This window comes from Pseudescherichia vulneris NBRC 102420 (assembly GCF_000759795.1).
GTDB lineage: Bacteria > Pseudomonadota > Gammaproteobacteria > Enterobacterales > Enterobacteriaceae > Pseudescherichia > Pseudescherichia vulneris.
Genome location: NZ_BBMZ01000002.1, coordinates 472579 through 493778, shown reverse-complemented (window position 1 = coordinate 493778; position 21200 = coordinate 472579). Strand labels below are relative to the sequence as shown.

General features: G+C 58.0%; 22 protein-coding genes. 5 read left to right on the top strand and 17 right to left on the bottom strand.

Annotated features, from left to right (window positions below):
- Positions 1-19 precede the first annotated feature (19 nt).
- Entirely contained in the window at positions 20-484 is a 465-nt protein-coding gene (gene nrdG, locus EV102420_RS02455; protein WP_042388407.1) for an anaerobic ribonucleoside-triphosphate reductase-activating protein, read from the bottom strand.
- A complete protein-coding gene (gene nrdD, locus EV102420_RS02450) occupies positions 484-2622 on the bottom strand; it encodes an anaerobic ribonucleoside-triphosphate reductase (RefSeq protein ID WP_042388403.1) in 2139 nt (712 codons plus the stop codon). Before nrdD ends, nrdG begins: the two co-directional genes overlap by 1 nt.
- Positions 2623-2987: 365 nt before the next feature.
- On the opposite strand from nrdD, the gene mgtL reads away from it, so the two are divergent.
- Both mgtL and mgtA read left to right on the top strand, forming a co-directional pair.
- The gene (mgtL, locus tag EV102420_RS22825) at positions 2988-3041 is read left to right on the top strand and encodes a mgtA regulatory leader peptide MgtL (RefSeq protein ID WP_370678336.1); all 54 of its coding nucleotides are present in this window, start codon (positions 2988-2990) and stop codon (positions 3039-3041) included.
- Positions 3042-3184: 143 nt separating this feature from the next.
- Positions 3185-5893: a magnesium-translocating P-type ATPase gene (gene mgtA / locus EV102420_RS02445; RefSeq protein WP_042388400.1), complete on the top strand. Its 2709-nt coding sequence runs from the start codon at positions 3185-3187 to the stop codon at positions 5891-5893.
- 10 nt (positions 5894-5903) lie between these two features.
- Here the strand turns inward: mgtA and EV102420_RS02440 are convergent, their stop codons facing one another.
- From EV102420_RS02440 to arcA, 10 genes are all read right to left on the bottom strand, one after another.
- On the bottom strand, positions 5904-6356 hold the full coding sequence (locus EV102420_RS02440; protein ID WP_042388397.1) for a transposase: 453 nt from the start codon (positions 6354-6356) through the stop codon (positions 5904-5906).
- Positions 6357-6427: 71 nt separating this feature from the next.
- Complete coding sequence (gene ridA, locus EV102420_RS02435; RefSeq protein WP_042388394.1) at positions 6428-6814, bottom strand: 2-iminobutanoate/2-iminopropanoate deaminase; 387 nt, start codon at positions 6812-6814, stop codon at positions 6428-6430.
- 74 nt (positions 6815-6888) lie between these two features.
- Positions 6889-7356: an aspartate carbamoyltransferase regulatory subunit gene (gene pyrI, locus EV102420_RS02430; RefSeq protein ID WP_042388392.1), complete on the bottom strand. Its 468-nt coding sequence runs from the start codon at positions 7354-7356 to the stop codon at positions 6889-6891.
- Between the two features lie 19 nt (positions 7357-7375).
- Complete coding sequence (pyrB, locus tag EV102420_RS02425; RefSeq protein WP_042388389.1) at positions 7376-8308, bottom strand: aspartate carbamoyltransferase; 933 nt, start codon at positions 8306-8308, stop codon at positions 7376-7378.
- The gene (locus tag EV102420_RS21040) at positions 8301-8447 is read right to left on the bottom strand and encodes a pyrBI operon leader peptide (protein WP_174435470.1); all 147 of its coding nucleotides are present in this window, start codon (positions 8445-8447) and stop codon (positions 8301-8303) included. Before EV102420_RS21040 ends, pyrB begins: the two co-directional genes overlap by 8 nt.
- 86 nt (positions 8448-8533) lie before the next feature.
- Entirely contained in the window at positions 8534-9025 is a 492-nt protein-coding gene (locus EV102420_RS02420) for an arginine repressor (protein WP_042388386.1), read from the bottom strand.
- 21 nt (positions 9026-9046) lie between these two features.
- Positions 9047-10450: a YfcC family protein gene (locus EV102420_RS02415; protein ID WP_042388384.1), complete on the bottom strand. Its 1404-nt coding sequence runs from the start codon at positions 10448-10450 to the stop codon at positions 9047-9049.
- A 50-nt stretch (positions 10451-10500) separates the two neighbouring features.
- On the bottom strand, positions 10501-11505 hold the full coding sequence (gene argF, locus EV102420_RS02410; RefSeq protein WP_042388382.1) for an ornithine carbamoyltransferase: 1005 nt from the start codon (positions 11503-11505) through the stop codon (positions 10501-10503).
- 18 nt (positions 11506-11523) lie between these two features.
- On the bottom strand, positions 11524-12453 hold the full coding sequence (gene arcC / locus EV102420_RS02405; RefSeq protein WP_042388381.1) for a carbamate kinase: 930 nt from the start codon (positions 12451-12453) through the stop codon (positions 11524-11526).
- A 15-nt stretch (positions 12454-12468) separates the two neighbouring features.
- Positions 12469-13689, bottom strand: a complete 1221-nt coding sequence (arcA, locus tag EV102420_RS02400) for an arginine deiminase (RefSeq protein ID WP_042388379.1) — start codon at positions 13687-13689, stop codon at positions 12469-12471.
- A 668-nt stretch (positions 13690-14357) separates the two neighbouring features.
- Here arcA and EV102420_RS02395 point away from each other — a divergent pair.
- Complete coding sequence (locus EV102420_RS02395) at positions 14358-14810, top strand: YhcH/YjgK/YiaL family protein (protein ID WP_042388375.1); 453 nt, start codon at positions 14358-14360, stop codon at positions 14808-14810.
- Positions 14811-14868: 58 nt separating this feature from the next.
- Here EV102420_RS02395 and argF (EV102420_RS02390) read toward each other — a convergent pair whose 3' ends face one another.
- A complete protein-coding gene (gene argF / locus EV102420_RS02390; RefSeq protein ID WP_042388374.1) occupies positions 14869-15873 on the bottom strand; it encodes an ornithine carbamoyltransferase in 1005 nt (334 codons plus the stop codon).
- Entirely contained in the window at positions 15843-15917 is a 75-nt protein-coding gene (locus EV102420_RS22960; protein ID WP_238085486.1) for a hypothetical protein, read from the bottom strand. The genes argF (EV102420_RS02390) and EV102420_RS22960 overlap by 31 nt, the downstream gene beginning before the upstream one ends.
- A 120-nt stretch (positions 15918-16037) precedes the next feature.
- Between EV102420_RS22960 and rraB the strand changes: the two genes are divergently transcribed.
- Together rraB and miaE are read left to right on the top strand one after the other, a co-directional pair.
- Positions 16038-16463: a ribonuclease E inhibitor RraB gene (rraB, locus tag EV102420_RS02385; protein ID WP_042388372.1), complete on the top strand. Its 426-nt coding sequence runs from the start codon at positions 16038-16040 to the stop codon at positions 16461-16463.
- A gap of 72 nt (positions 16464-16535) precedes the next feature.
- Positions 16536-17294 carry a tRNA isopentenyl-2-thiomethyl-A-37 hydroxylase MiaE gene (gene miaE / locus EV102420_RS02380; protein WP_042388370.1) on the top strand — a complete coding sequence of 253 codons (759 nt, stop codon included), beginning with the start codon at positions 16536-16538 and terminating at the stop codon, positions 17292-17294.
- Positions 17295-17296: 2 nt separating this feature from the next.
- Here miaE and EV102420_RS02375 read toward each other — a convergent pair whose 3' ends face one another.
- Genes EV102420_RS02375 through holC form a run of 3 tightly spaced genes read right to left on the bottom strand, consistent with a single transcriptional unit; the run spans position 17297 to position 21173 of the window.
- On the bottom strand, positions 17297-17803 hold the full coding sequence (locus EV102420_RS02375; protein WP_042388367.1) for a GNAT family N-acetyltransferase: 507 nt from the start codon (positions 17801-17803) through the stop codon (positions 17297-17299).
- Between the two features lie 56 nt (positions 17804-17859).
- Entirely contained in the window at positions 17860-20730 is a 2871-nt protein-coding gene (locus EV102420_RS02370) for a valine--tRNA ligase (RefSeq protein ID WP_042388366.1), read from the bottom strand.
- Positions 20730-21173 (bottom strand): DNA polymerase III subunit chi, encoded by a 444-nt coding sequence (gene holC, locus EV102420_RS02365; protein ID WP_042388362.1) that lies wholly within the window; start codon positions 21171-21173, stop codon positions 20730-20732. Before holC ends, EV102420_RS02370 begins: the two co-directional genes overlap by 1 nt.
- Positions 21174-21200: the final 27 nt, after the last annotated feature.

Here is a 21200-nt window from a genome sequence, read left to right as displayed (position 1 = left end):
AATAAAAGCCTGCGCCAGACTAGCGCAGGTAGTGAACAACCTGATTGCTGCTGCCGCGCCAGATCAGCATGGGATCTTTCAGATCCTGAACAAACTTACCGTCAATAAGCACGTTAATCAGATCGACGACGGCCAGCTGGTCACGGCTTAGCTCGTCCAGCTTGTAGCCGGTCCAGACCCAGATATCCTTTCCGGGGCATTCGGCACGGATGCGCTGCACCAGCCGGAGAATATCCGGCACGTTTTGCGGATGGAGCGGATCGCCGCCGGAGAGCGAAATGCCCTGACGTTTGATCCGCGTATCGTTGAGATCGTTAATAATCCGGTCTTCCATCTCGGCGGTAAAGGGCTTGCCCGAGTTGAGCCGCCAGGTGCTTTTGTTATAGCAGCCGGGACACTCGTGCACGCACCCCGAAACGAATAGCGTACAGCGCGTGCCGGGGCCGTTAACGATGTCGACAGGGTAATATTGGTGATACTGCATTACCCAATCTGCCCGTTGCCCAAATGCTTGACGCGGCGCTTCACCTCTTCCTGCTTGCCGGCGTTAAATGGCCGGGCATCCGGGCTGCCTAAATAGCCGCAGACGCGGCGGGTGACCGAGACGCGGGCGGCGTCGTGGTTGCCGCATTTCGGGCAGGTAAAGCCTTTGCTGGTGCACTCGAACTCGCCGGTAAAGCCGCACTCGTAGCACTCATCGATCGGCGTATTGGTGCCGTAGTAGGGCACGTGCTGATAGCTGTAATCCCAGACATCCTCCAGCGCCTTCAGGTTGTGCTGGATGTTTGGGTACTCGCCGTAACAGATAAAGCCGCCGCTGGCTAACGGTGGGTAGGGTGCTTCGAAATCAATCTTGTCGTAAGGATTAACCTTCTTCTCCACGTCGAGGTGGAAGCTGTTGGTGTAGTAGCCCTTGTCGGTGACGCCCGGCACCACGCCGAACTCGGCGGTATCGAGACGGCAGAAGCGGTCGCAGAGGTTTTCGCTCGGCGTGCTGTATAGACTGAAGCCGTACCCGGTCTCGTCTTTCCACTGGTCTACCGCCTGGCGCATCCGCTCGACGATGGCGATGCCTTTTGCACGCAGCATCTCGCTGTCGTACATGTGCGTGTCGCCAAACAGGGCGTTAATGGTTTCGTGAATGCCGATATAGCCCAGCGAAATCGAGGCGCGGCCGTTCTTAAAGATCGATGACACCTCATCGTCGGCCTTCAGCCGCACGCCGCAGGCGCCTTCCATATAGAGGATCGGTGCAACGCGGGCCTTCACCCCTTCCAGACGCGCAATGCGGGTCATCAATGCCTTGCGGGCCAGCATCAGGCGCTCGTCGAGCAGCGTCCAGAACGCCGCCTCGTTGCCTTTCGCCTCCAGGGCGATGCGCGGCAGGTTCAGGCTGATGACGCCGAGGTTGTTGCGCCCGTCGTGGATCTGCTCCCCGTTCTCATCTTCATACACGCCAAGGAAGCTGCGGCAGCCCATCGGGGTTTTAAAGGAGCCGGTCACCTTCACCACCTGATCGTAGTTGAGGATATCCGGGTACATACGCTTGCTCGCGCACTCCAGCGCCAGCTGCTTGATATCGTAGTTAGCGTCGCCAGGCTTATGGTTCAGCCCGTCGCGGATAGCGAATACCAGCTTCGGGAACACCGCCGTTTTGCGGTTTTTACCGAGACCGGCAATGCGGTTGCGTAGAATTGACTGCTGGATCAGGCGTGATTCCCAGCTGGTGCCCAGCCCAAAACCAAAGGTCACGAACGGCGTCTGGCCGTTGGCGGTGTGCAGGGTATTGACCTCGTACTCCAGCGACTGGAAGGCGTCGTAGCACTCTTTCTCGGTGCGCGAGCGGGCGTAGCCGTCGGCGTCAGGGATCTGCCACTCCTCCGCCGTTTTGCGGTGCTTGTCGAAGCTAGCGGTCACGAAGGGAGCCAGTACCTCATCAATACGGTTGATGGTGGTGCCGCCGTAGATGTGGCTCGCCACCTGGGCGATGATCTGCGCGGTAACCGCCGTGGCGGTAGAGATAGACTTTGGCGGTTCGATCTCGGCGTTGCCCATCTTGAAGCCCTGGGTCAGCATCCCCTTGAGGTCGATTAGCATGCAGTTAAACATCGGGAAGAAGGGGGAGTAGTCGAGATCGTGGTAGTGGATATCCCCGCGCTCGTGGGCCAGCACCACGTCGCGCGGCAGCAGGTGCTGACGGGCGTAGTGCTTGGCAACGATGCCCGCCAGCAGATCGCGCTGGGTCGGGATCACCTTGCTGTCTTTGTTGGCGTTCTCATTGAGCAGGGCGGAGTTGGTCTGCTCTACCAGGCCGCGGATCTCCTGATTCAGGCGGCCGCGCTTCTCGCGGGCGATATCGCGGTCGTGGCGATACTCAATATAGGCCCGCGCCAGCTGCTTATAGGGGCCAGCCATCAGCTGGTTTTCCACTGCAGTCTGGATCTCGCTGATGTCTACCTGCGATCGCGCCTGCATCTGCTGTCTGACCACCTCTGCGACGGTAGCGCAATAGTCGGCATCATCAACGCCCGCCGCAGCGGCGGCGCGCAGAATAGCTTCCTGAATACGCTCTGATTTGAACTGTACCTTACAGCCATCTCGCTTCATCACATGCGGGGTCATGTTCTCTCCATAGTTAAACGGTTATCCACGGCGTTGTTGGAATAATAGGCGATTAATACAATATGTAGCGCCGGGACGGCATTTTAAGTGCTACATATAGTGATTTGCATCAAACAAGTTTGCGATTTTATTGACGCAGAACAAGGTAAAAAGGGGAGCGTACAGAGGACGGGCGCTGCGAGGAAATGTAAATATTTCAGAGAAAAAAGCCCCTGCTGAGCTGGCAGGCGGTGCGCCGCCAGGGCACGCTGGTTTAACGAACGTTTAATTATCAGAGCGTATCGTACCGCCCGAATAGCCATAAAAAGTGTGGCGATATCAATCTACCCTATACCAACTTTACTCTTTACCTTACCGGAGGCGACATGGATCCCGATCCCACCCCTCTCCCTCGATGGAGAACCCCTTTTTTCCGGTAAGCCTCACGTTATTGCCTTACCGGATGCGTAGGGCAGTAGCGTCCTGAACGTTCCTGCATAAATTTTTCAGTGCCTGTCAGGTACGGCTTTGCCACGCCTGATGGCTGAACTGCGCTCGCTGCGGCGAGCGTGGGGGACATATCATGCTTATCAATATTACTCGCTGGCTGCGTCTGCGGCTGAACCGTCATCTGCCGCGCCGTCTGGTGCAGCGCGATCCGTTGCCAAATGCGAAAAATGTGGCTGGCGCAGCCATTCCGCCAACCCTGACGGCGCAGTGCCTGCGCGCGGCGGCGCTGGAGAAGCACGCGCTGTGGCAGGAATTTCACTCCCATCCTGAGGGGTTGAATGCGGGGGAAGTAGAAAAGAGCCGCGCCGCTCATGGTGACAACGCGCTTCCGTCAGAGACGCCTGCACCATGGTGGGTGCACCTGTGGCTATGCTATCGCAACCCCTTTAACCTGCTGCTTACCGCGCTTGGCATTGTCTCCTATGCTACGGAAGATCTCTTTGCCGCGGGCGTTATCGCGCTGATGGTCGGGATCGCTACCCTGCTGAATTTTGTTCAGGAGGCGCGCTCCACCAGAGCGGCCGATGCGCTCAAGGCGATGGTCAGCAACACCGCCACGGTTCTGCGCGTTATTAACGAGAAGGGCGAGAGCGCGTGGCTTGAGCTGCCACTCGATCGGCTGGTGGTTGGCGATATCATTAAACTCTCAGCCGGGGACATGATCCCGGCAGACTTACGCATTTTTCAGGCGCGGGATCTCTTTGTCGCCCAGTCGTCGCTTACCGGTGAGTCGCTGCCGGTGGAGAAAGTGGCGTCCAGCCGTCACCCGCAACAAGGTAATCCGCTGGAGTGCGATACGCTGTGCTTTATGGGCACCACGGTAGTCAGTGGGAGCGCGCAGGCGTTGGTTATTGCTACCGGGGGCGATACCTGGTTTGGGCAGCTCGCCGGGCGCGTGAGCGAGCAGGAGAGCGAGCCAAACGCCTTTCAAAAAGGCATCAGCCGCGTCAGCCTGCTGCTGATCCGCTTTATGATGGTGATGACGCCAATTGTGCTGCTGATCAACGGCTACACCAAAGGCGACTGGTGGGAGGCGGCGCTGTTTGCACTCTCGGTTGCCGTGGGGTTAACCCCTGAGATGCTGCCGATGATCGTGACCTCAACCCTGGCGCGGGGCGCGGTGAAGCTGTCAAAGCAGAAAGTGATCGTGAAGCATCTTGATGCTATCCAGAACTTTGGCGCAATGGACATCATCTGTACCGACAAAACCGGCACGCTAACCCAGGATAAAATTGTGCTGGAGCACCACACCGATATCTCCGGCAACACGAGCACGCGCGTTCTGCACAATGCCTGGCTAAACAGCCACTACCAGACCGGTTTAAAAAATCTGCTCGATGTCGCGGTGCTGGAAGGCACTGATGAAGCGTCTGCCCGCACGCTCTCAAACCGCTGGCAAAAGGTGGATGAGATCCCGTTTGATTTCGAGCGCCGCCGGATGTCGGTCGTAGTCAGCGAGCAGGCCGACGTGCACCAGCTGATCTGTAAGGGCGCATTGCAGGAGATCCTCAGCGTCTGTACTCAGGTGCGCTACCACGACGATATCGTTCCGCTAGATGAGACCATGCTGCGCCGCATCAGACGCGTGACCGATAATCTCAACCGCCAGGGGCTACGCGTGGTCGCCGTTGCCGGTAAGATCCTGCCGGCACGGGAAGGGGACTACCAGCGCATCGACGAGTCCGATCTGATCCTCGAAGGCTACATTGCCTTCCTCGATCCACCGAAGGAGACTACCGCCCCGGCGCTAAAAGCGCTGAAGGCCAGCGGCATTAGCGTAAAAATCCTCACCGGCGACAGCGAGCTGGTGGCGGCGAAGGTATGCCACGAAGTAGGGCTGGAGGCGGGCGAGGCGGTCACGGGCAGCGACATTGAAACGCTCTCCGATGACGAGCTGGCTCAGCTGGCGCAGCGTACCACGCTGTTTGCTCGCCTGACGCCGCTGCACAAGGAGCGCATCGTCTCGCTTCTGCGCCGCGAGGGGCACGTGGTGGGCTTTATGGGGGACGGCATTAATGATGCTCCGGCGCTGCGGGCGGCGGATATCGGCATCTCCGTGGATGGCGCGGTAGATATCGCGCGTGAAGCCGCAGACATCATCCTGCTGGAGAAGAGCCTGATGGTGCTGGAAGCCGGGGTGATTGAAGGCCGCCGTACCTTTGCCAACATGCTGAAGTACATAAAAATTACCGCCAGCTCTAACTTTGGCAACGTCTTTAGCGTTCTGGTCGCCAGCGCATTTCTGCCCTTTTTGCCGATGCTGCCCCTGCATCTGCTGGTACAGAACCTGATGTACGATCTTTCTCAGGTGGCGATCCCGTTTGATAACGTGGATGAGGAGCAGATCCGCAAGCCGCAGCGGTGGAACCCCGCCGATCTTGGGCGCTTCATGCTGTTCTTTGGCCCGATCAGCTCTATTTTCGACATTCTGACCTTCTGCCTGATGTGGTTTGTCTTTCACGCCAATACGCCAGCAGAGCAGGGGCTGTTTCAGTCTGGTTGGTTTGTCGTCGGGCTGCTGTCGCAAACCCTGATTGTGCATATGATCCGTACCCGGCGGATCCCGTTTATCCAGAGCCGTGCCGCCTGGCCGCTGATGCTCATGACGCTGCTGGTGATGGTCATCGGGATCGCGCTGCCCTTCTCACCGCTGGCGAGCTATTTGCAGCTTCAGGCTCTGCCGCTGAGTTACTTCCCGTGGCTGATTGCGATTCTGGCGGGGTATATGGCGTTAACCCAGCTGGTCAAAGGGTTCTACAGCCGTCGGTATGAGCGGCAGTAAGCGATCGTCTTCAGAGCAGCTGTACGAGGCCGTATCCACAGGCGCAGCCAAGAAGAATCAGGGCGAGCCAGCAAAACTGGTAAAACGCGTTATTTGACCCTAATCCCGTGCGCGCGAGAGAGGTGTTTTCCGCTTTAATATGCTTTGCCGAGATGCTGCGATAGCGGCGGATATAGTAGAGGCAGTAGAGGATAAAGAGGGGCATCACCAGCGCGCCAACCGCTTTCGAGAAGGCAAGGGTGAGTAACAGAGCGGCAGCGATAGCAGCCAGAAAGACGAGCCCTGCGGAGGATTCTGCCTGCTTTAACTCGCCTCGGATGCCTTCAGCGTGTAACGCCTGCCAGCGCCGCAGCGTGCTGTGGCTAAAGCCATATTTTTCGCACAGTTCGTGGTCGGGTGTGCCGCGTTTAGCCTGATCGAGAAAAGCGGCGATTTGCTCATCGGTAAAACGTGGTTTTGCCATTAACATCCTCCCTGACGAAGCAGGCCGCTTACCGCCGGGCATCACGGTGCTACCCGGCGTTGCACGGTCGATTAACGACGTACGGCGATCGCTTCGATCTCGATCTTCACGTCTTTCGGCAGGCGGGCGACTTCTACGCAGGAGCGCGCCGGGAAGGCAGCCTGGTGCTCGTTAAAGAACGCTTCGTAGGTTGCGTTAACGGTGGCGAAATCGTTGAGATCTTTCACGAACACCGTGGTTTTAACAATATCGCCTACCTTCAGGCCAGCGGCTTCCACGATAGCCTTAACGTTATCCAGCGACTGGCGCGCCTGAGCGGCGATATCCTCCGGCACGCTGCCGGTTTTTGGATCGACCGGGATCTGGCCAGACGTAAGGATCATATTGCCGAGATCGACCGCCTGAACGTAAGGACCAATGGCTGCCGGTGCATTTTCCGTCGCGATGATTTTTGTCATGATTTCTCCTGAAAGCGAATGGTATTGAGGTTCCGCGCCATTATAGGCAGCGCGGAGGCGATGACCAATCTGAATTAACGGGTGTGTGACAGCACCACCGTGTGAGAAAACTCTTTCTCGCAGTATTTGCACTTCAGGGCAATGTCGTTGGTGCGCTGCTTCACTGCAAAGCTGGAGAATACCGGCTCGGCGTGGCTGATGCAGTTGCTGTTGGGGCAGATCAGCACCGCCTCGATGCGCGACGGCAGGTTAGGCCGCGACTTGCCTACCACCTCATAGTCGTCGATGCGGTTCACCGTCGCCTGTGGGGCATAGAGCGCCAGCTGGTTAACCTGTTCGTCGGTGAGGAAGGTGTTTTCGATCTTGATCAGATCCTTGCGGCCCATCTCACCTGAGGGCAGATTCAGGCCAATGGTGATCCGCTGATCGGTTTCGGTCAGCTTAAACAGGGTCAGCAGCTTAAAGCCCACCTGCGCCGGGATATGGTCGATCACCGTGCCGCGTTTAATCGCTTCGACCTGCAGTTTGTTGTCGTGTGTCATCTTGTTTCCCCCCCCTTTGTTAGGCCAAATCGCGGTTAAGCACCAGCGCCAGCAGCGCCTGACGAGCATAGATGCCGTTGCCCGCCTGCTGGAAGTACCAGGCGTGCGGCGTCTTATCCACGTCGGTAGCAATTTCATCGACGCGCGGCAGCGGGTGCAGCACCTTCATATTGCTGCGGGCGCTGTGCAGGTCACTGGCGCGCAGGACAAACTGCGCCTTCACGTTGGCATACTCGGACGGATCCAGACGCTCTTTCTGCACGCGGGTCATGTAAAGGATATCCACCTCCGGGATCACCTCTTCGATGGTGGCGTGCTGGCTCCAGGCGATCCCGCGCTCATCCAGCATATCGAGGATGTACTGCGGCATCGCCAGCGCATCGGGGGCGATAAACAGGAAGCGGTTGCCGTTGAACTTCGCCAGCGCCTGGGCCAGCGAGTGGACGGTGCGGCCATACTTGAGGTCGCCCACCATCGCGATATTGAGGTTCTCCAGTCGGCCCTGGGTCTCCTGAATGGTAAAGAGATCGAGCAGGGTCTGGGTCGGGTGCTGGTTTGCGCCGTCGCCCGCGTTCAATACCGGAATACCGCCGGAGAACTCGGTGGCCAGCCGCGCCGCGCCCTCCTGCGGGTGGCGCATCACAATGGCGTCAACGTAGGTGCCGATCACGGAGATGGTGTCCGCCAGGGTCTCGCCTTTTTTACCCAGCGAGGTGTTGCTGCTGTCGGAGAAGCCGACCACGCTTGCGCCCAGGCGGTGCATCGCGGTCTCAAACGACAGGCGGGTGCGGGTAGAAGCCTCAAAGAAGCAGCTGGCGATCACCTTGTGCTTCAGCAGCTCCGGCTGCGGGTTAGCCTTCAGGCTGGCAGCGGTCTCCAGCACCAGTTCCAGTTCTTCGCGGCTGAGATCGTTTATGGAAATGATATGTTTCTGATAGAGCGGATTAGCCATGGTTATCTCCTGACGTCTGCGCAAAAAAAAGCCCCTCAAAAGAGGGGCTATAGAAATAGGTGAGCATTGGGAAGAAAAACGGCAGGCCAGCGCCCTCTTTCAGGCGCGGTGAGACAGTGTGTCGAACGGACTTGACCATGCTTCCTCCCGGCAAATTGTCGGCGATTATACTCAGCTCATAATGCGAATCAAGGGATCGATGCGCTATTTATCAGAAGTAAACGGTTATTTTGCATATATATGCATTTTTAGTAGATGGTTAACGCGGTTGCGCACCTGGGCGGTACGCTGCACGTCACGCGGGGCGACCCAGACGATGCTGCTGCCTGCCACTACGCCAAGGATCTCCGGCAGCGCGTGGTAGTCAAGGATGCGGGCTACCGCTCGCCCGTATCCCGCAGCGGTATGAATAAGAATAAACTCGCGATTATGCTCGACGTTAAGCACCATATCGGAGAGGCAGCGGGTGGCATCCGGTGCCGGGCGCAGCTGCGGATTGAGGGCATAGATCCGCTGCCCCTTGGCATTGCGGATCTTGATAATCCCCAGCAGCTTCAGCAGGCGCGATACCGTGGACTGGCTGATGCCGTCAAAGCCGTGCCGCTGGAGGTCCCGGCGGATCGCCTCCTGCGACAGATAGCTCTTCTCGGTCACCAGTCGTCGACAGGCGGCCAACTGCTGCTGTTCTCTGGTGGAGCAGTCGCGATAGTCCTTCATACTCTTTCCTCCCTGTGGTGGTTAAAGCAGCGCGCCGAGGCTCAATATCAGGCAGATCAGCACGGTCAGCATTAGCAGCAGCGGCGCAACCCACTTCAGATAGCGGACGTAAGGCACGCGGGCAATCGCCAGCCCGCCCATCACCACCGCCGAGGTGGGGGTAACCAGATTGACAATGCCGGACGCGGCCTGGTAGGTAGTGACCACCAGATCGCGATCGACGCGGGCAAAATCTGCCAGCGGCGCCATGATCGGCATGGTCAGCACCGCCAGCCCCGAGGAGGAGGGCACCAGAAAAGAGAGCACTACCTCCAGCCAGTACATCACGTTAATAAACACCATGCTGGAGAGGCCGCCCACCAGCCCCTCGGCGCTGTGCAGGATGGTATGGGTAATCATGCCCTTGTCCATCACCACCACGATGCCGCGGGCAATACCGATAATTAACGCCACGCCAAGCAGATCCCGCGCGCCGTCAATAAAGGTGGAGGTCAGCTCCTCCTCGCTCATGCGGGCCAGCAGCCCGGTAATAATGGCCGCCGCCAGAAAGACACCGGAGATCTGCCCCATCCACCAGCCCAGCACCGCCACGCCGTAGATCATCACCGCAAACGCGAGGGCGAAGATAACCAGGATCAGCTTGCGCGTGCCGGTGAAGGCCAGATCCTGCTGGCGCTTGCCCCCCAGGAAGTGGGCGATGTTCTCGTCCTGCTTATCCGCCACGACGGATTTGCTGGGATTCTGCCGTACCTGACGCGCATAGCGCATGACCCACGCGACGCAGATAAGCCAGCCCGCCACCAGCAGCGCCACGCGCAGCCAGATGCCAGTGGTAAACGGAATGCCCGCCGCGTTGGCGGCAATCACCGTGGCGAAGGGGTTTATCGTGGAGCCGAGCGTGCCGATGCCTGCCCCCAGCAGCACCGTAGAGGCGGCGACCAGTGGATCGAAGCGTGCCGCCATCATGACCGGCACCAGCAGGGTGTAGAACGGCAGCGACTCTTCTGCCATGCCGTAGATCGTACCGCCTGCGGCAAACAGCCCCATCAGGATCGGAATCATCCACTCTTCGCGGCCGCTGAGCTTCTGCGTGACGCGTTCGATCCCGGCGTCGATGGCCCCGGTTTTATTGACGATCCCCAGAAAGCCGCCGATGATCAGCACAAATAGCGCAACGTCAATTGCGCCCGCCTGACCGGTATCGGGATCGTACAGGCCGCTGATGGGGGCCATAATAACGGACACGATCCCCTGCGGTTGGGCCGCAACGTGCGCATAGGTGCCTGCGACGGGGACCTCTTTGCCCAGCGTCTCGTTCATGACCATCTGATAGTGCCCGGCCGGGACAATCCAGCTCAGCGCGGCAACCAGCGCGATCAGGATAAACAGAATGGTGTAAGCAGAGGGGAATTTAAATCTGCGCATAGGGTGTTCTCCCTGTTTGGGCGTCGCAGATGCCGCGACGCCCGGAGTGGTTACTCGCCGAGGGTCGCCACCATCACGGCTTTGATGGTGTGCATCCGGTTCTCTGCTTCATCGAACACAATAGAGTGGGCGGATTCGAACACCTCTTCGGTGACCTCCAGCCCCTTCAGACCATAGGCCAGCTCGATTTCGCGTCCCACGGTGGTGTGCTCGTTATGGAACGCGGGCAGGCAGTGCATAAACTTCACCTGCGGATTGCCGGTGGCCTCTATGACCTGCTGGTTGACCTGATAAGGCTTCATCAGGCTGACGCGCTCGCCCCACGCCTCTTTTGGCTCACCCATCGAGACCCAGACGTCGGTGTAGAGGAAATCAACGCCGGCGACACCCTCGGAAACGTTCTCGGTCAGGGTGATTTTTGCCCCGGTCTCCCACGCAATCTCCTGGCACTGCGCCACCAGCGCCTCTTCCGGCCAGAACGCTTTTGGCGCCACCAGCCGGATATCCATGCCCATTTTGGCTGCGCCAACCATTAGGCTGTTGCCCATGTTGTTACGCGCATCGCCCAGGTAGGCAAAGCGCAGCTCGGAGAGGCGTTTACCCGGCGCGTGCTCCAACATGGTCATCAGATCGGCCAGGATCTGCGTGGGGTGAAACTCGTTGGTCAGCCCGTTCCATACCGGCACGCCCGCGAACTCTCCCAGCTCCTCAACGATCGCCTGGCCATAGCCGCGATACTCAATGCCATCGTACATGCGACCGAGCACGCGCGCAGTGTCCTTCATGGACTCCTTATGGCCGATCTGCGATCCGCTCGGTCCGATGTAGGTCACCTGCGCACCCTGATCAAAGGCGGCCACCTCAAAGGCGCAGCGGGTACGGGTAGAGCTTTTCTCAAAGATCAGCGCAATGTTTTTGCCGCTCAGGGTCTGCTTTTCACAGCCCGCTTTTTTCGCGGCTTTCAACTCCATCGCCATATCGATCAGGAAGTGGATCTCATCGGGGGTAAAATCCAGCAGCTTGAGGAAGTTGCGGTTTTTCAAAGCGATTTTCATACGTCATCCTTAATCTATTTATTGAAGGGGATCGTTGCGGATCAGGGTTCCTCGCTCGCCGAGCAGAATGGCCGGGCCATCCGCCAGGGAGCCTATCCCGGCCATGCCATTGCAGGTCTTCACAAAGCGGCAGCAGGCGGCGATTTTTGGCCCCATCGAACCGGCGTCGAAGGTAAGCCCGCTCAGCTGCTGTGGTGTGGCCTCGGCGAGCGGGCGCTGTTCTGGCGTACCCCAGTTGAGATAGACCGCGTCGGCATCGGTGAGGATCAGCAGCGCGTCGGCCTCCAGCTGGCGGGCCAGCAGCGCCGCAGAGAGGTCTTTATCAATCACCGCTTCAATACCGTGGAAGCCGTCAGCCTGCTCAACCACCGGCACACCGCCACCGCCGTTGCAGATCACCAGATGGCCGCGCTGGAGAAGCGCCTCGATTGCATCGCGCTCGACGATGCGCATCGGCTGCGGGGAGGGAACCACGCGGCGGAAATAGCTGCCGTCGGCTTTAAAGCACCACCCTTTTTCGGCGGCCAGCGCATCGGCCTGCGGCTGGTCATACACCGGCCCAATGTATTTCGTGGGATTGGCGAGGGCAGGATCGGCGGGATCCACCGCCACCTGAGTCAGCAGGACGCTGACCTCGCATTTCGGCAGCCGGTTTTTCAGTGACTGTTGCAGCATGTAGCCAATCATGCCCTGACTCTCGGCCCCCAGCACATCCAGCGGATAGGGCGTAACGCCGGTATAGGCGCTGTTCTGTAGCGCCAGCAGCCCCACCTGCGGACCGTTGCCGTGCACCAGCACCACCCGCCAGCGCTGGGTAAGCTGAGCAATCGTCTCGGCAGCCAGATCGATATTTTTACGCTGGATTGCGGCCTCCAGCGGCTCGCCGCGTTTTAGCAGGGCGTTGCCGCCAAGGGCGACCACGAGGGTCGGTTTCATCTCCGTTTTCATTCTCTGCTCCTTGCCTTAAATCGCGTCGCGTTCCAGCGGACAGCTCATGCAGCGTGCGCCGCCGCGTCCGCGTCCCAGTTCATCGCCTGGAATAGGCAGAACGGTGATCCCCGCCTTGTCATACTTCTCGTTGGTCCAGACGTTGCGCTCGTAGCCGATCACCACGCCGGGGCGCAGGGTCAGTACGTTATTGGCGTCGTTCCACTGCTCGCGCTCGGCCTCAAAGGCGTCGCCGCCGGTGGTGATCAGCTGGATCTGCGTGACGCCCAGCGCTTTCTCCAGTGCGCGCAGCAGGGTCGTCTCCTGGCGACGGGCAATCCCACCGTGGCCATTGGGCGTGAGCATCCAGCACTGCACGTCCGGGCGAACCACTTCCGGGTAGACGGAGAAGGTGTCGATATCGACGTGGGTCATCACCGTATCGAGATGCATACAGGAGCGGTGTTTCGGCAGCTCGACGGCAATAACGCGTTCGGCCTGGCGGTGGGTGAACAGGGCGGAGGCAAGGAACTCGACCCCCTGCGGCGTGGTGCGTTCAGACAGGCCGATTAATACCGTGCCCCGGCCAATGACTAATACATCGCCCCCCTCCAGGGTGGCGTGGTCGTAATTAATGTCTTCGTCACCGAAATATTTAATAAAGTCGCCATTAATAAACAGCGGATGCCAGCGATAGATGGCCCGCAGATTATTGGTCTCACGCTGGCGGGCCGGTTTTGCCATAGGATTGATGGAGACGCCGTTATATATCCAGCAGGAGGTATCGCGGGTAAAGAGATGGTTAGGCAGCGGCTTCATAATAAAGTCATTCGCGGTATGAATATCGACAACCATATTGTTAATCGAAGCCGGTATTTCACCGTAGGTCAGCCCGCCGCTTAACCGTCGGGCCAGCTCGCGATGGGGCATATCCGCCAGCCAGCCGCGTACATCGCTGGCAAAAGCGGGCCCCAGGCGGTAGTCAGAGACCTGGGTTTGCAGCAACCACTCCTTGGCGTCTGGCGTATCCAGCGTCTGGGTTAAGAGATCGGTCAGTAGTAGCACCTCAACGCCCTGCTCACGCAGGGTAGTGGCGAAAATATCGTGCTCTTCACCTGCGCGCTCGACGGATAATACATCATCAAATAACAGCTCCTGACAATTAGAGGGCGTCAGTCTTTTCAGGCTCAGATTAGGACGGTGCAGCATTACGCTGCGTAACTGACCCACTTCCGATCCGACGTAGTGTTTTTCCATAACGGTTCCTTACGTTTTCCGGCAATAAGAGGGGGAACGCTATGAAATGCGTTATTTCATAGCGCACGAGCTTCGCTGGATTTCGTGGCTATAATAGATACCTGTTGCATTAATTATGTGATGCCGCTCACGTGGGAATAGGGATGGGATAACCCAATTTGGTTTATTTGAGATGGTTCAGAGAATCCGCTTTTTATTGAATTAACGCAATGCATCGCTACGCATTAATACGTGGCAATATTTTATTTTGTTAATGGTATGTACGGATGCGCACCACGCCAATGATTCTATCTATTTGAAATTAAATAACTTAATTTAAGCGTGTGCATGATTATTCATTTTTCTGTTTTTTTATTTCTACGATCAAAGAATGATAAAATAAATATGCGAAAATAATTGAAAATGCGTTGGGAAGTAATGTGTGATCCTGTGGCGGTTTTTTTTATTAACACTGTTTTTTCAGCAGCATAATGTACAGCTGGTTAAATATAAAGCGGCACTTATGCGACGAGAGTGCATAATATTGCCCTGGCTTTTAACAAAAGGTTAACTTCTTTACCAATAAATATGCGCTATCGCAAGGGTTCGCTAAAAAGGGGTGGTAGGGTAGGCAAAATTCTCGTATAAAAGTTAAAAATGAAACAATGTTTTATATCGAGAGGTTACCCATGATCACAGGCAACATTCACAACCTTCAGTCCTGGCTGCCGCAGGAGCTGGCCGAGGCCATTGAGTACGTCAAACAGCACGTTAACGACGCGACGCCGACGGGCAAGCACGATATCGACGGCTCGCGGCTCTTCTTCCTGCTCTCAGAAGATATGACCGAGCCGTTTGCCAAACGCCGTGCGGAGTATCACGCCCGCTATCTGGATATCCAGATCGTACTGAAAGGTCAGGAAGGAATGACCTACAGCACCCTGCCAGCCGGCACGCCGGACACCGACTGGCTGGCGGATAAGGACATCGCGTTTCTGCCGGAAGGCGAGCAGGAGAAGACCGTGGTGCTGAGCGAAGGGGATTTCGTGGTCTTCTATCCGGGCGAGGTGCATAAGCCGCTGTGCGCGGTGGGCAATCCGGCCCAGGTGCGTAAAGTGGTGGTTAAGCTGCTGGTGGCGTAATAAGCCATGTAAACGCCGGGCGGCGTTAGCGCTTGCCCGGCCTACGGCAACGAAAGTTTTACTCGGCGAGGGTGGCGACCATGACCGCTTTGATGGTGTGCATCCGGTTTTCCGCCTGGTCGAACACGATACTGTTCGGCGACTCAAACACCTCGTCGGTCACCTCCATGCCGCCGTGCAGACCATAGGTCTCCGCCATCTGTTTGCCGAGGACGGTCTGGTCGTCGTGGAAGGCGGGCAGGCAGTGCAGGAACTTCACCTGCGGGTTGCCGGTCAGGGCCAGCATCTGGCTGTTAACCTGATAGTCGCGCAGCAGCGCGATACGCTCGGCCCACTTCTCTTTGGCTTCGCCCATCGATACCCACACATCGGTATAGATAAAGTCCGCGCCTTTTACCCCCTCGGCAATGTTCTCCGTCAGGGTAATGCTGCCGCCGTTCTGCTGCGCCAGGGCGCTACACTCGGCCACCAGGCTCGCTTCCGGCCAGCACGCTTCAGGGGCCACCAGACGCAGATCCAGCCCCACCAGCGCGGCGGCCTCCAGCATAGAGTTGCCCATGTTGTTGCGCGCGTCGCCCGCGTAAACCAGCGTCATCTCGTTAAAGGCTTTGCCCGGCAGGTGCTCCTGCATGGTCAGCAGATCCGCCAGCAGCTGGGTCGGATGAAACTCGTTGGTCAGGCCATTCCACACCGGCACGCCGGCAAATTCGGCCAGCGCCTCGACGATTTCCTGGCCGTGGCCGCGATACTGAATGCCATCATACATGCGACCCAAAACGCGGGCGGTATCCTTAATTGACTCTTTATGCCCGATCTGACTTCCGCTTGGCCCCAAATAGGTGACGCGAGCGCCCTGGTCGTAGGCGGCAACTTCGAAAGAGCATCGGGTACGGGTAGAGTCTTTTTCGAAGATGAGCGCGATGTTTTTTCCAGTCAGCTTCTGTACTTCAGTGCCTTGTTTTTTATCTTTTTTGAGCTGGGCGGCGAGCTGGAGCAGGGCGTGAATTTCGGCAGGGGTAAAGTCGAGCAGTTTTAAAAAGTGTTTCTGGTAGAACGCAGACATGTTTCCCTCACATGGCTCAAGCCAATAATTGAATTAAAATTCACTTTATATGTCTAAATATTCATTTGCAACCCTGTTCAACAAATCTTTTCCGTCAGGAGTGGAGGCATTGGCAACGGTATGTGAAAATAAGAGTATCTGCCGCACATTATGAGGAACAACCTATGGCAAACCAGGAACATCTGGAAGAGCAGCGTGAAGAGACCCGTCTGATCATTGAAGAGCTGCTGGAGGACGGTAGCGATCCTGATGCGCTCTACACTATCGAGCATCACCTCTCCGCCGATGATTTTGAAACGCTGGAGAAAGTGGCGGTAGAGGCGTTCAAAATGGGTTATGAAGTGACCGAGCCGGAAGAGCTGGAAGTAGAAGAGGGTGACACCGTGATCTGCTGCGACATTCTGAGCGAGTGCGCCCTGAATGCCGATCTGATCGACGCTCAGGTTGAGCAGCTGATGACCCTGGCAGAGAAGTTTGAGGTTGAGTACGACGGCTGGGGCACCTACTACGAAGATCCTAACGGCGAAGAGGGTGATGACGAAGACGACGAAGATTACGTCGACGAAGACGATAACGGTACTCGTCACTAAGTCTTTACGTCGCTAAGAACAGGCTTTGATTGTTCGTGCGGTAGCGCCCGCTGCCGCACTGCAAGGAACTCCATGGACTACGCCCAGATACTCTCTCCGATACACACCTTCCTGCACTGCCCAACGCCTCAGGCGTGGATCGACAAAGCCCGCGATCCGGCAAACCTGCCCCTGCTGCTAACCGATCATATGGTGTGCGAGCTGAAGGCCGCCCAGACGGCGATGCTGCTGGTCCGCAAGTACGTAGCGGACAAGACCGGCGGCGATACGCTGCTTGAGTGGCTTAAACCTTATGAGGCCTTTACCTTCCGCGAGGGGCCAGAGCCGGATTTTGTCGCCCTGCACCGGCAGATTGGCAAAGGTGTGATGCCGCAGACCAACGATCCCTGGGGCCGCCTGCTGATCGACAGCATGGTGCTGCTGATTAAAGAGGAGCTGCACCACTTCTGGCAGGTGCGCGAGACGATGACGGTGCGGAACATTCCCTACGTTAAGATCACCGCCAGCCGCTACGCCAAAGGGATGCTAAAAGAGGTACGGACCCACGAGCCGCTAACGCTGATTGATAAACTGATCTGCGGGGCATATATCGAGGCCCGCTCCTGCGAGCGCTTTGCCGCCCTGGCACCCTATCTTGAAGAGGATTTGCAGAAGTTCTATCTGTCGCTGCTGCGATCCGAGGCGCGGCACTACGAGGACTACCTGACGCTGGCCCAGCAGATCTCACCGCAGGATATCACGCCCAGGGTGCGCTTTTTTGGCGAGGTGGAGGCGGCGCTGATTGCCACCCCCGACAGCGAGTTTCGTTTTCACAGCGGTGTACCGGTCTGATTTCAGGCCAGCGCTTTTAACATCCGCACTTCACAGTCGACGTGTCCGGTACAGCCCAGCGGCCCGTCGATGTGTTCAAAGCCCAGATGCTCATAGAGGCCAATCGCCTCTTTCAGAAACGCGGTGGTCTCCAGATAGCAGCGGGTAAACCCCTGCGTACGGGCGTGATCCAGCGCGGCGAGCGCCAGCTTTTTCGCCATCCCTTTGCCGCGTACCACGGGCAGGAAGTACATCTTCTGCAATTCACAGATATCGGGTTCGCTGCACTGGAGCGGCGCGATGCCGCCGCCGCCCACCACCTGGCCGTCCTGCTCAATCACCCAGTAGGCGTGGCCCGGCTGGCTGTAGAGCGCATACAGCTCGTCAAGGTTGGGATCGGCAACGGTGTAGCCCTTGTCGGCGGTCAGGCCATACTCCGCTGACACCTGGCGAATAACGGCGGCAATAGCCGCGTTGTCTTCAGGCGTGATACGGCGCATGTGCAGTTGAGTGGCGGTTGCAACATTCATGGTGAGGCTCTTCGTTGATAAGTGCCCCTTACCGGAGAGGTAAGGGGCGAACGCGATTACAGCGCGCTGATGACGTTCTGCTGTTCGGCGAGTTTAACTTTCGCTTCGGCCAGGGCGGTCAGACGCTCACGCTCTTTGGCAACGACCGCTTCCGGCGCGCGCGCCACAAAGCCTTCGTTACCCAGTTTGCTCTCGATACGACCAATTTCAACGTCCACTTTGACGATCTCTTTTGCCAGACGCTCCAGCTCGGCAGCCTTGTCGATCAGGCCAGCCATCGGGATCAGCAGCTCTGCGCCGTCGATGATCTTGGTCACGGAGACCGGGCCTTTATCATCGGCAGGCAGCAGGGTGATGCTCTCCAGACGCGCCAGGGTCTGCAGGAAGCTGCGGTTATCGTTCACACGACGTACCGCATCGCTGCTGCAGCCGCGCAGCAGCAGCTCCAGCGGCTTAGCCGGAGAGAGGTTCATCTCGGCGCGGATGTTACGCACCGCGACAATCGCCTGCTTCAGCCACTCGGTATCCGCTACCGCGGCTTCATCAACCTGGGCGGCATCGAAGGCCGGGAACGGTTGCAGCATGATGCTTTCGTTTTGATGAGAAAGGGAGTTGTTACCGGTAAGCACCTTCACGCGCTGCCAGATGGTTTCGGTAATGAACGGAATGATCGGGTGCGCCAGGCGCAGCAGACCTTCCAGCACCGTCACCAGCGTGTTGCGCGTGCCGCGCAATTCGGCTTCAGAGCCACCGTTCATCACCGGCTTGGTCAGCTCCAGATACCAGTCACAGAACTGGTTCCAGGTGAACTCATACAGGATGCCCGCGGCGATATCGAAGCGGTAGCTGTCCAGCGCTTCACGGAAGGCTTTCACCGTCTGGTTGAACTCGGCACGGATCCAGCGATCCGCCAGGGAGAGGGTCATCTCGCCACCGTTGAAGCCGCAATCCTGCTCTTCGGTGTTCATCAGCACAAAGCGGCTGGCGTTCCACAGCTTGTTACAGAAGTTGCGGTAGCCTTCCAGGCGCTTCATGTCCCAGTTGATGTCGCGGCCGGTAGAGGCCAGCGCCGCCAGGGTAAAGCGCAGGGCGTCAGTGCCGTGCGGCTCAATACCGTTCGGGAACTGCTTCTCGGTGCGCTTGGCAATTTTCTCGGCCAGCTGCGGCTGCATCATGTTGCCGGTACGCTTCTCCAGCAGGTCCGCCAGGGAGATACCGTCTACCATATCCAGCGGATCGATCACGTTGCCCTTGGATTTGGACATCTTCTGGCCTTCGTCGTCGCGGATCAGACCGGTCATATAGATGGTCTTGAACGGGATCTGCGGCTTGCCGTCTTCATCTTTGATGAAGTGCATGGTCATCATGATCATGCGGGCGATCCAGAAGAAGATGATGTCGAAGCCGGAAACCATCACGCTGGTCGGGTGGAACTGACGCAGGGCGTCGGTGTTCTCCGGCCAGCCGAGGGTAGAGAAGGTCCACAGCGCGGAGGAGAACCAGGTGTCCAGCACGTCTTCGTCCTGGCGCAGCGCCACATCGGCACTCAGGTTGTTCTCCTGGCGCACTTCCTCTTCCGTACGGCCAACAAAGACGTTGCCTTCGTTGTCGTACCATGCCGGGATACGATGGCCCCACCACAGCTGACGGGAGATACACCAGTCCTGAATATCGCGCATCCAGGAGAAGTACATGTTCTCGTACTGCTTCGGTACGAACTGGATGTCACCGTTCTCAACCGCTTCCACCGCCGGTTTTGCCAGCACGTCGGCACGGACGTACCACTGGTCGGTCAGCATCGGCTCGATCACTACGCCGCCACGGTCGCCGTACGGTACGGTCAGGTCGTGAGGCTTGATCTCTTCCAGCAGGCCAAGGGCGTCAACGGCAGCCACTACCGCTTTACGGGCGGCAAAGCGCTCCAGCTTCTGGAACTCAGCCGGGATCTCGCTGGAGTAGACGTCGGTTTCGTTGCCTTTGGTGTCGTACACCTCTGCGCTTTCACGGATATCGCCGTCAAAGGTCAGGATGTTGATCATCGGCAGGGCGTGACGACGACCGACTTCATAGTCGTTAAAGTCGTGCGCCGGGGTGATCTTCACGCAGCCGGTGCCCTTCTCCATGTCGGCGTGCTCGTCGCCCACAATCGGAATGCGACGGTTAACCAGCGGCAGCACCACGAATTTACCGATCAGATCTTTATAACGCGGATCTTCCGGGTTTACCGCGACGCCGGTATCCCCCAGCAGGGTCTCCGGACGGGTAGTGGCGACCACCAGGTAATCTTTACCGTCGGCGGTTGTTGCGCCGTCGGCCAGCGGGTAGCGAATGTGCCACATGGACCCTTTCGATTCGCGGTTCTCAACTTCCAGGTCGGAAATCGCGGTGCGCAGCTTCGGATCCCAGTTTACCAGGCGCTTGCCACGGTAGATCAGATCTTCTTTATAGAGGCGAACGAACACCTCTTTCACGGCGTTGGAGAGGCCCTCGTCCATGGTGAAGCGCTCGCGCTCCCAGTCCACGGAGTTGCCGAGACGGCGCATCTGACGGGTGATGGTGCCGCCGGACTCGGCCTTCCACTGCCAAATTTTGTCGATGAAGGCATCGCGACCGTAGTCGTGGCGGGTTTTCCCCTCTTCAGCGGCAATCTTACGCTCAACCACCATCTGGGTCGCAATGCCCGCATGGTCGGTCCCGGCCTGCCACAGGGTGTTTTTGCCCTGCATGCGCTGGTAGCGGATCATGGTATCCATGATGGTCTGCTGGAAGGCGTGGCCCATATGCAAACTGCCGGTCACGTTCGGCGGCGGGATCATGATGCAGAAGCTCTCCTGGCTCTCATCGCCATTCGGTTTGAAGTAGCCCTGCTGCTCCCAGTGCTCGTAAAGCGGCTGTTCGATATCTTGGGGGTTATATGTCTTTTCCATTATTTCCAGGTTGCCGTGTTCAGGTTGAAACCAGCCAGGCGATAGGCCTTATAGCGTTCGCGAGCCAGTTGTTTCAGAGTTTCTTCGTGAGGAACGAAGTCTACCACTTCTGTGAAAGCGGTGGCAAAATCTGCAAAGTTCACCCGCAGGCTGATCAGCAGATCGCGCGGGCTGCTGTTGCGCTTTTGCGGCCAGGCAATCTCCACCGGCGCACCGCCGCGCGGACCTTCGCCCGCCAGATTATGCGGCACAAAGCTCTCGGCCGGACGCGCCCACAGGGCTTCGTCGAGGCGTACCGCCTGCCGCTCATCTTCGCAGGCGATCAGAACGCGTTTACCTGCGCGCCAACGTTCTGCGGCAATCTCACACACCAGTAGTTCAACGGCGCTTAAGCCATCCTGCTGCGTGTCATTGTCCAGAAGGTAGAACGTTGCATTCTTCATATATGGGGCTTCTTGTGGTCACTTTAA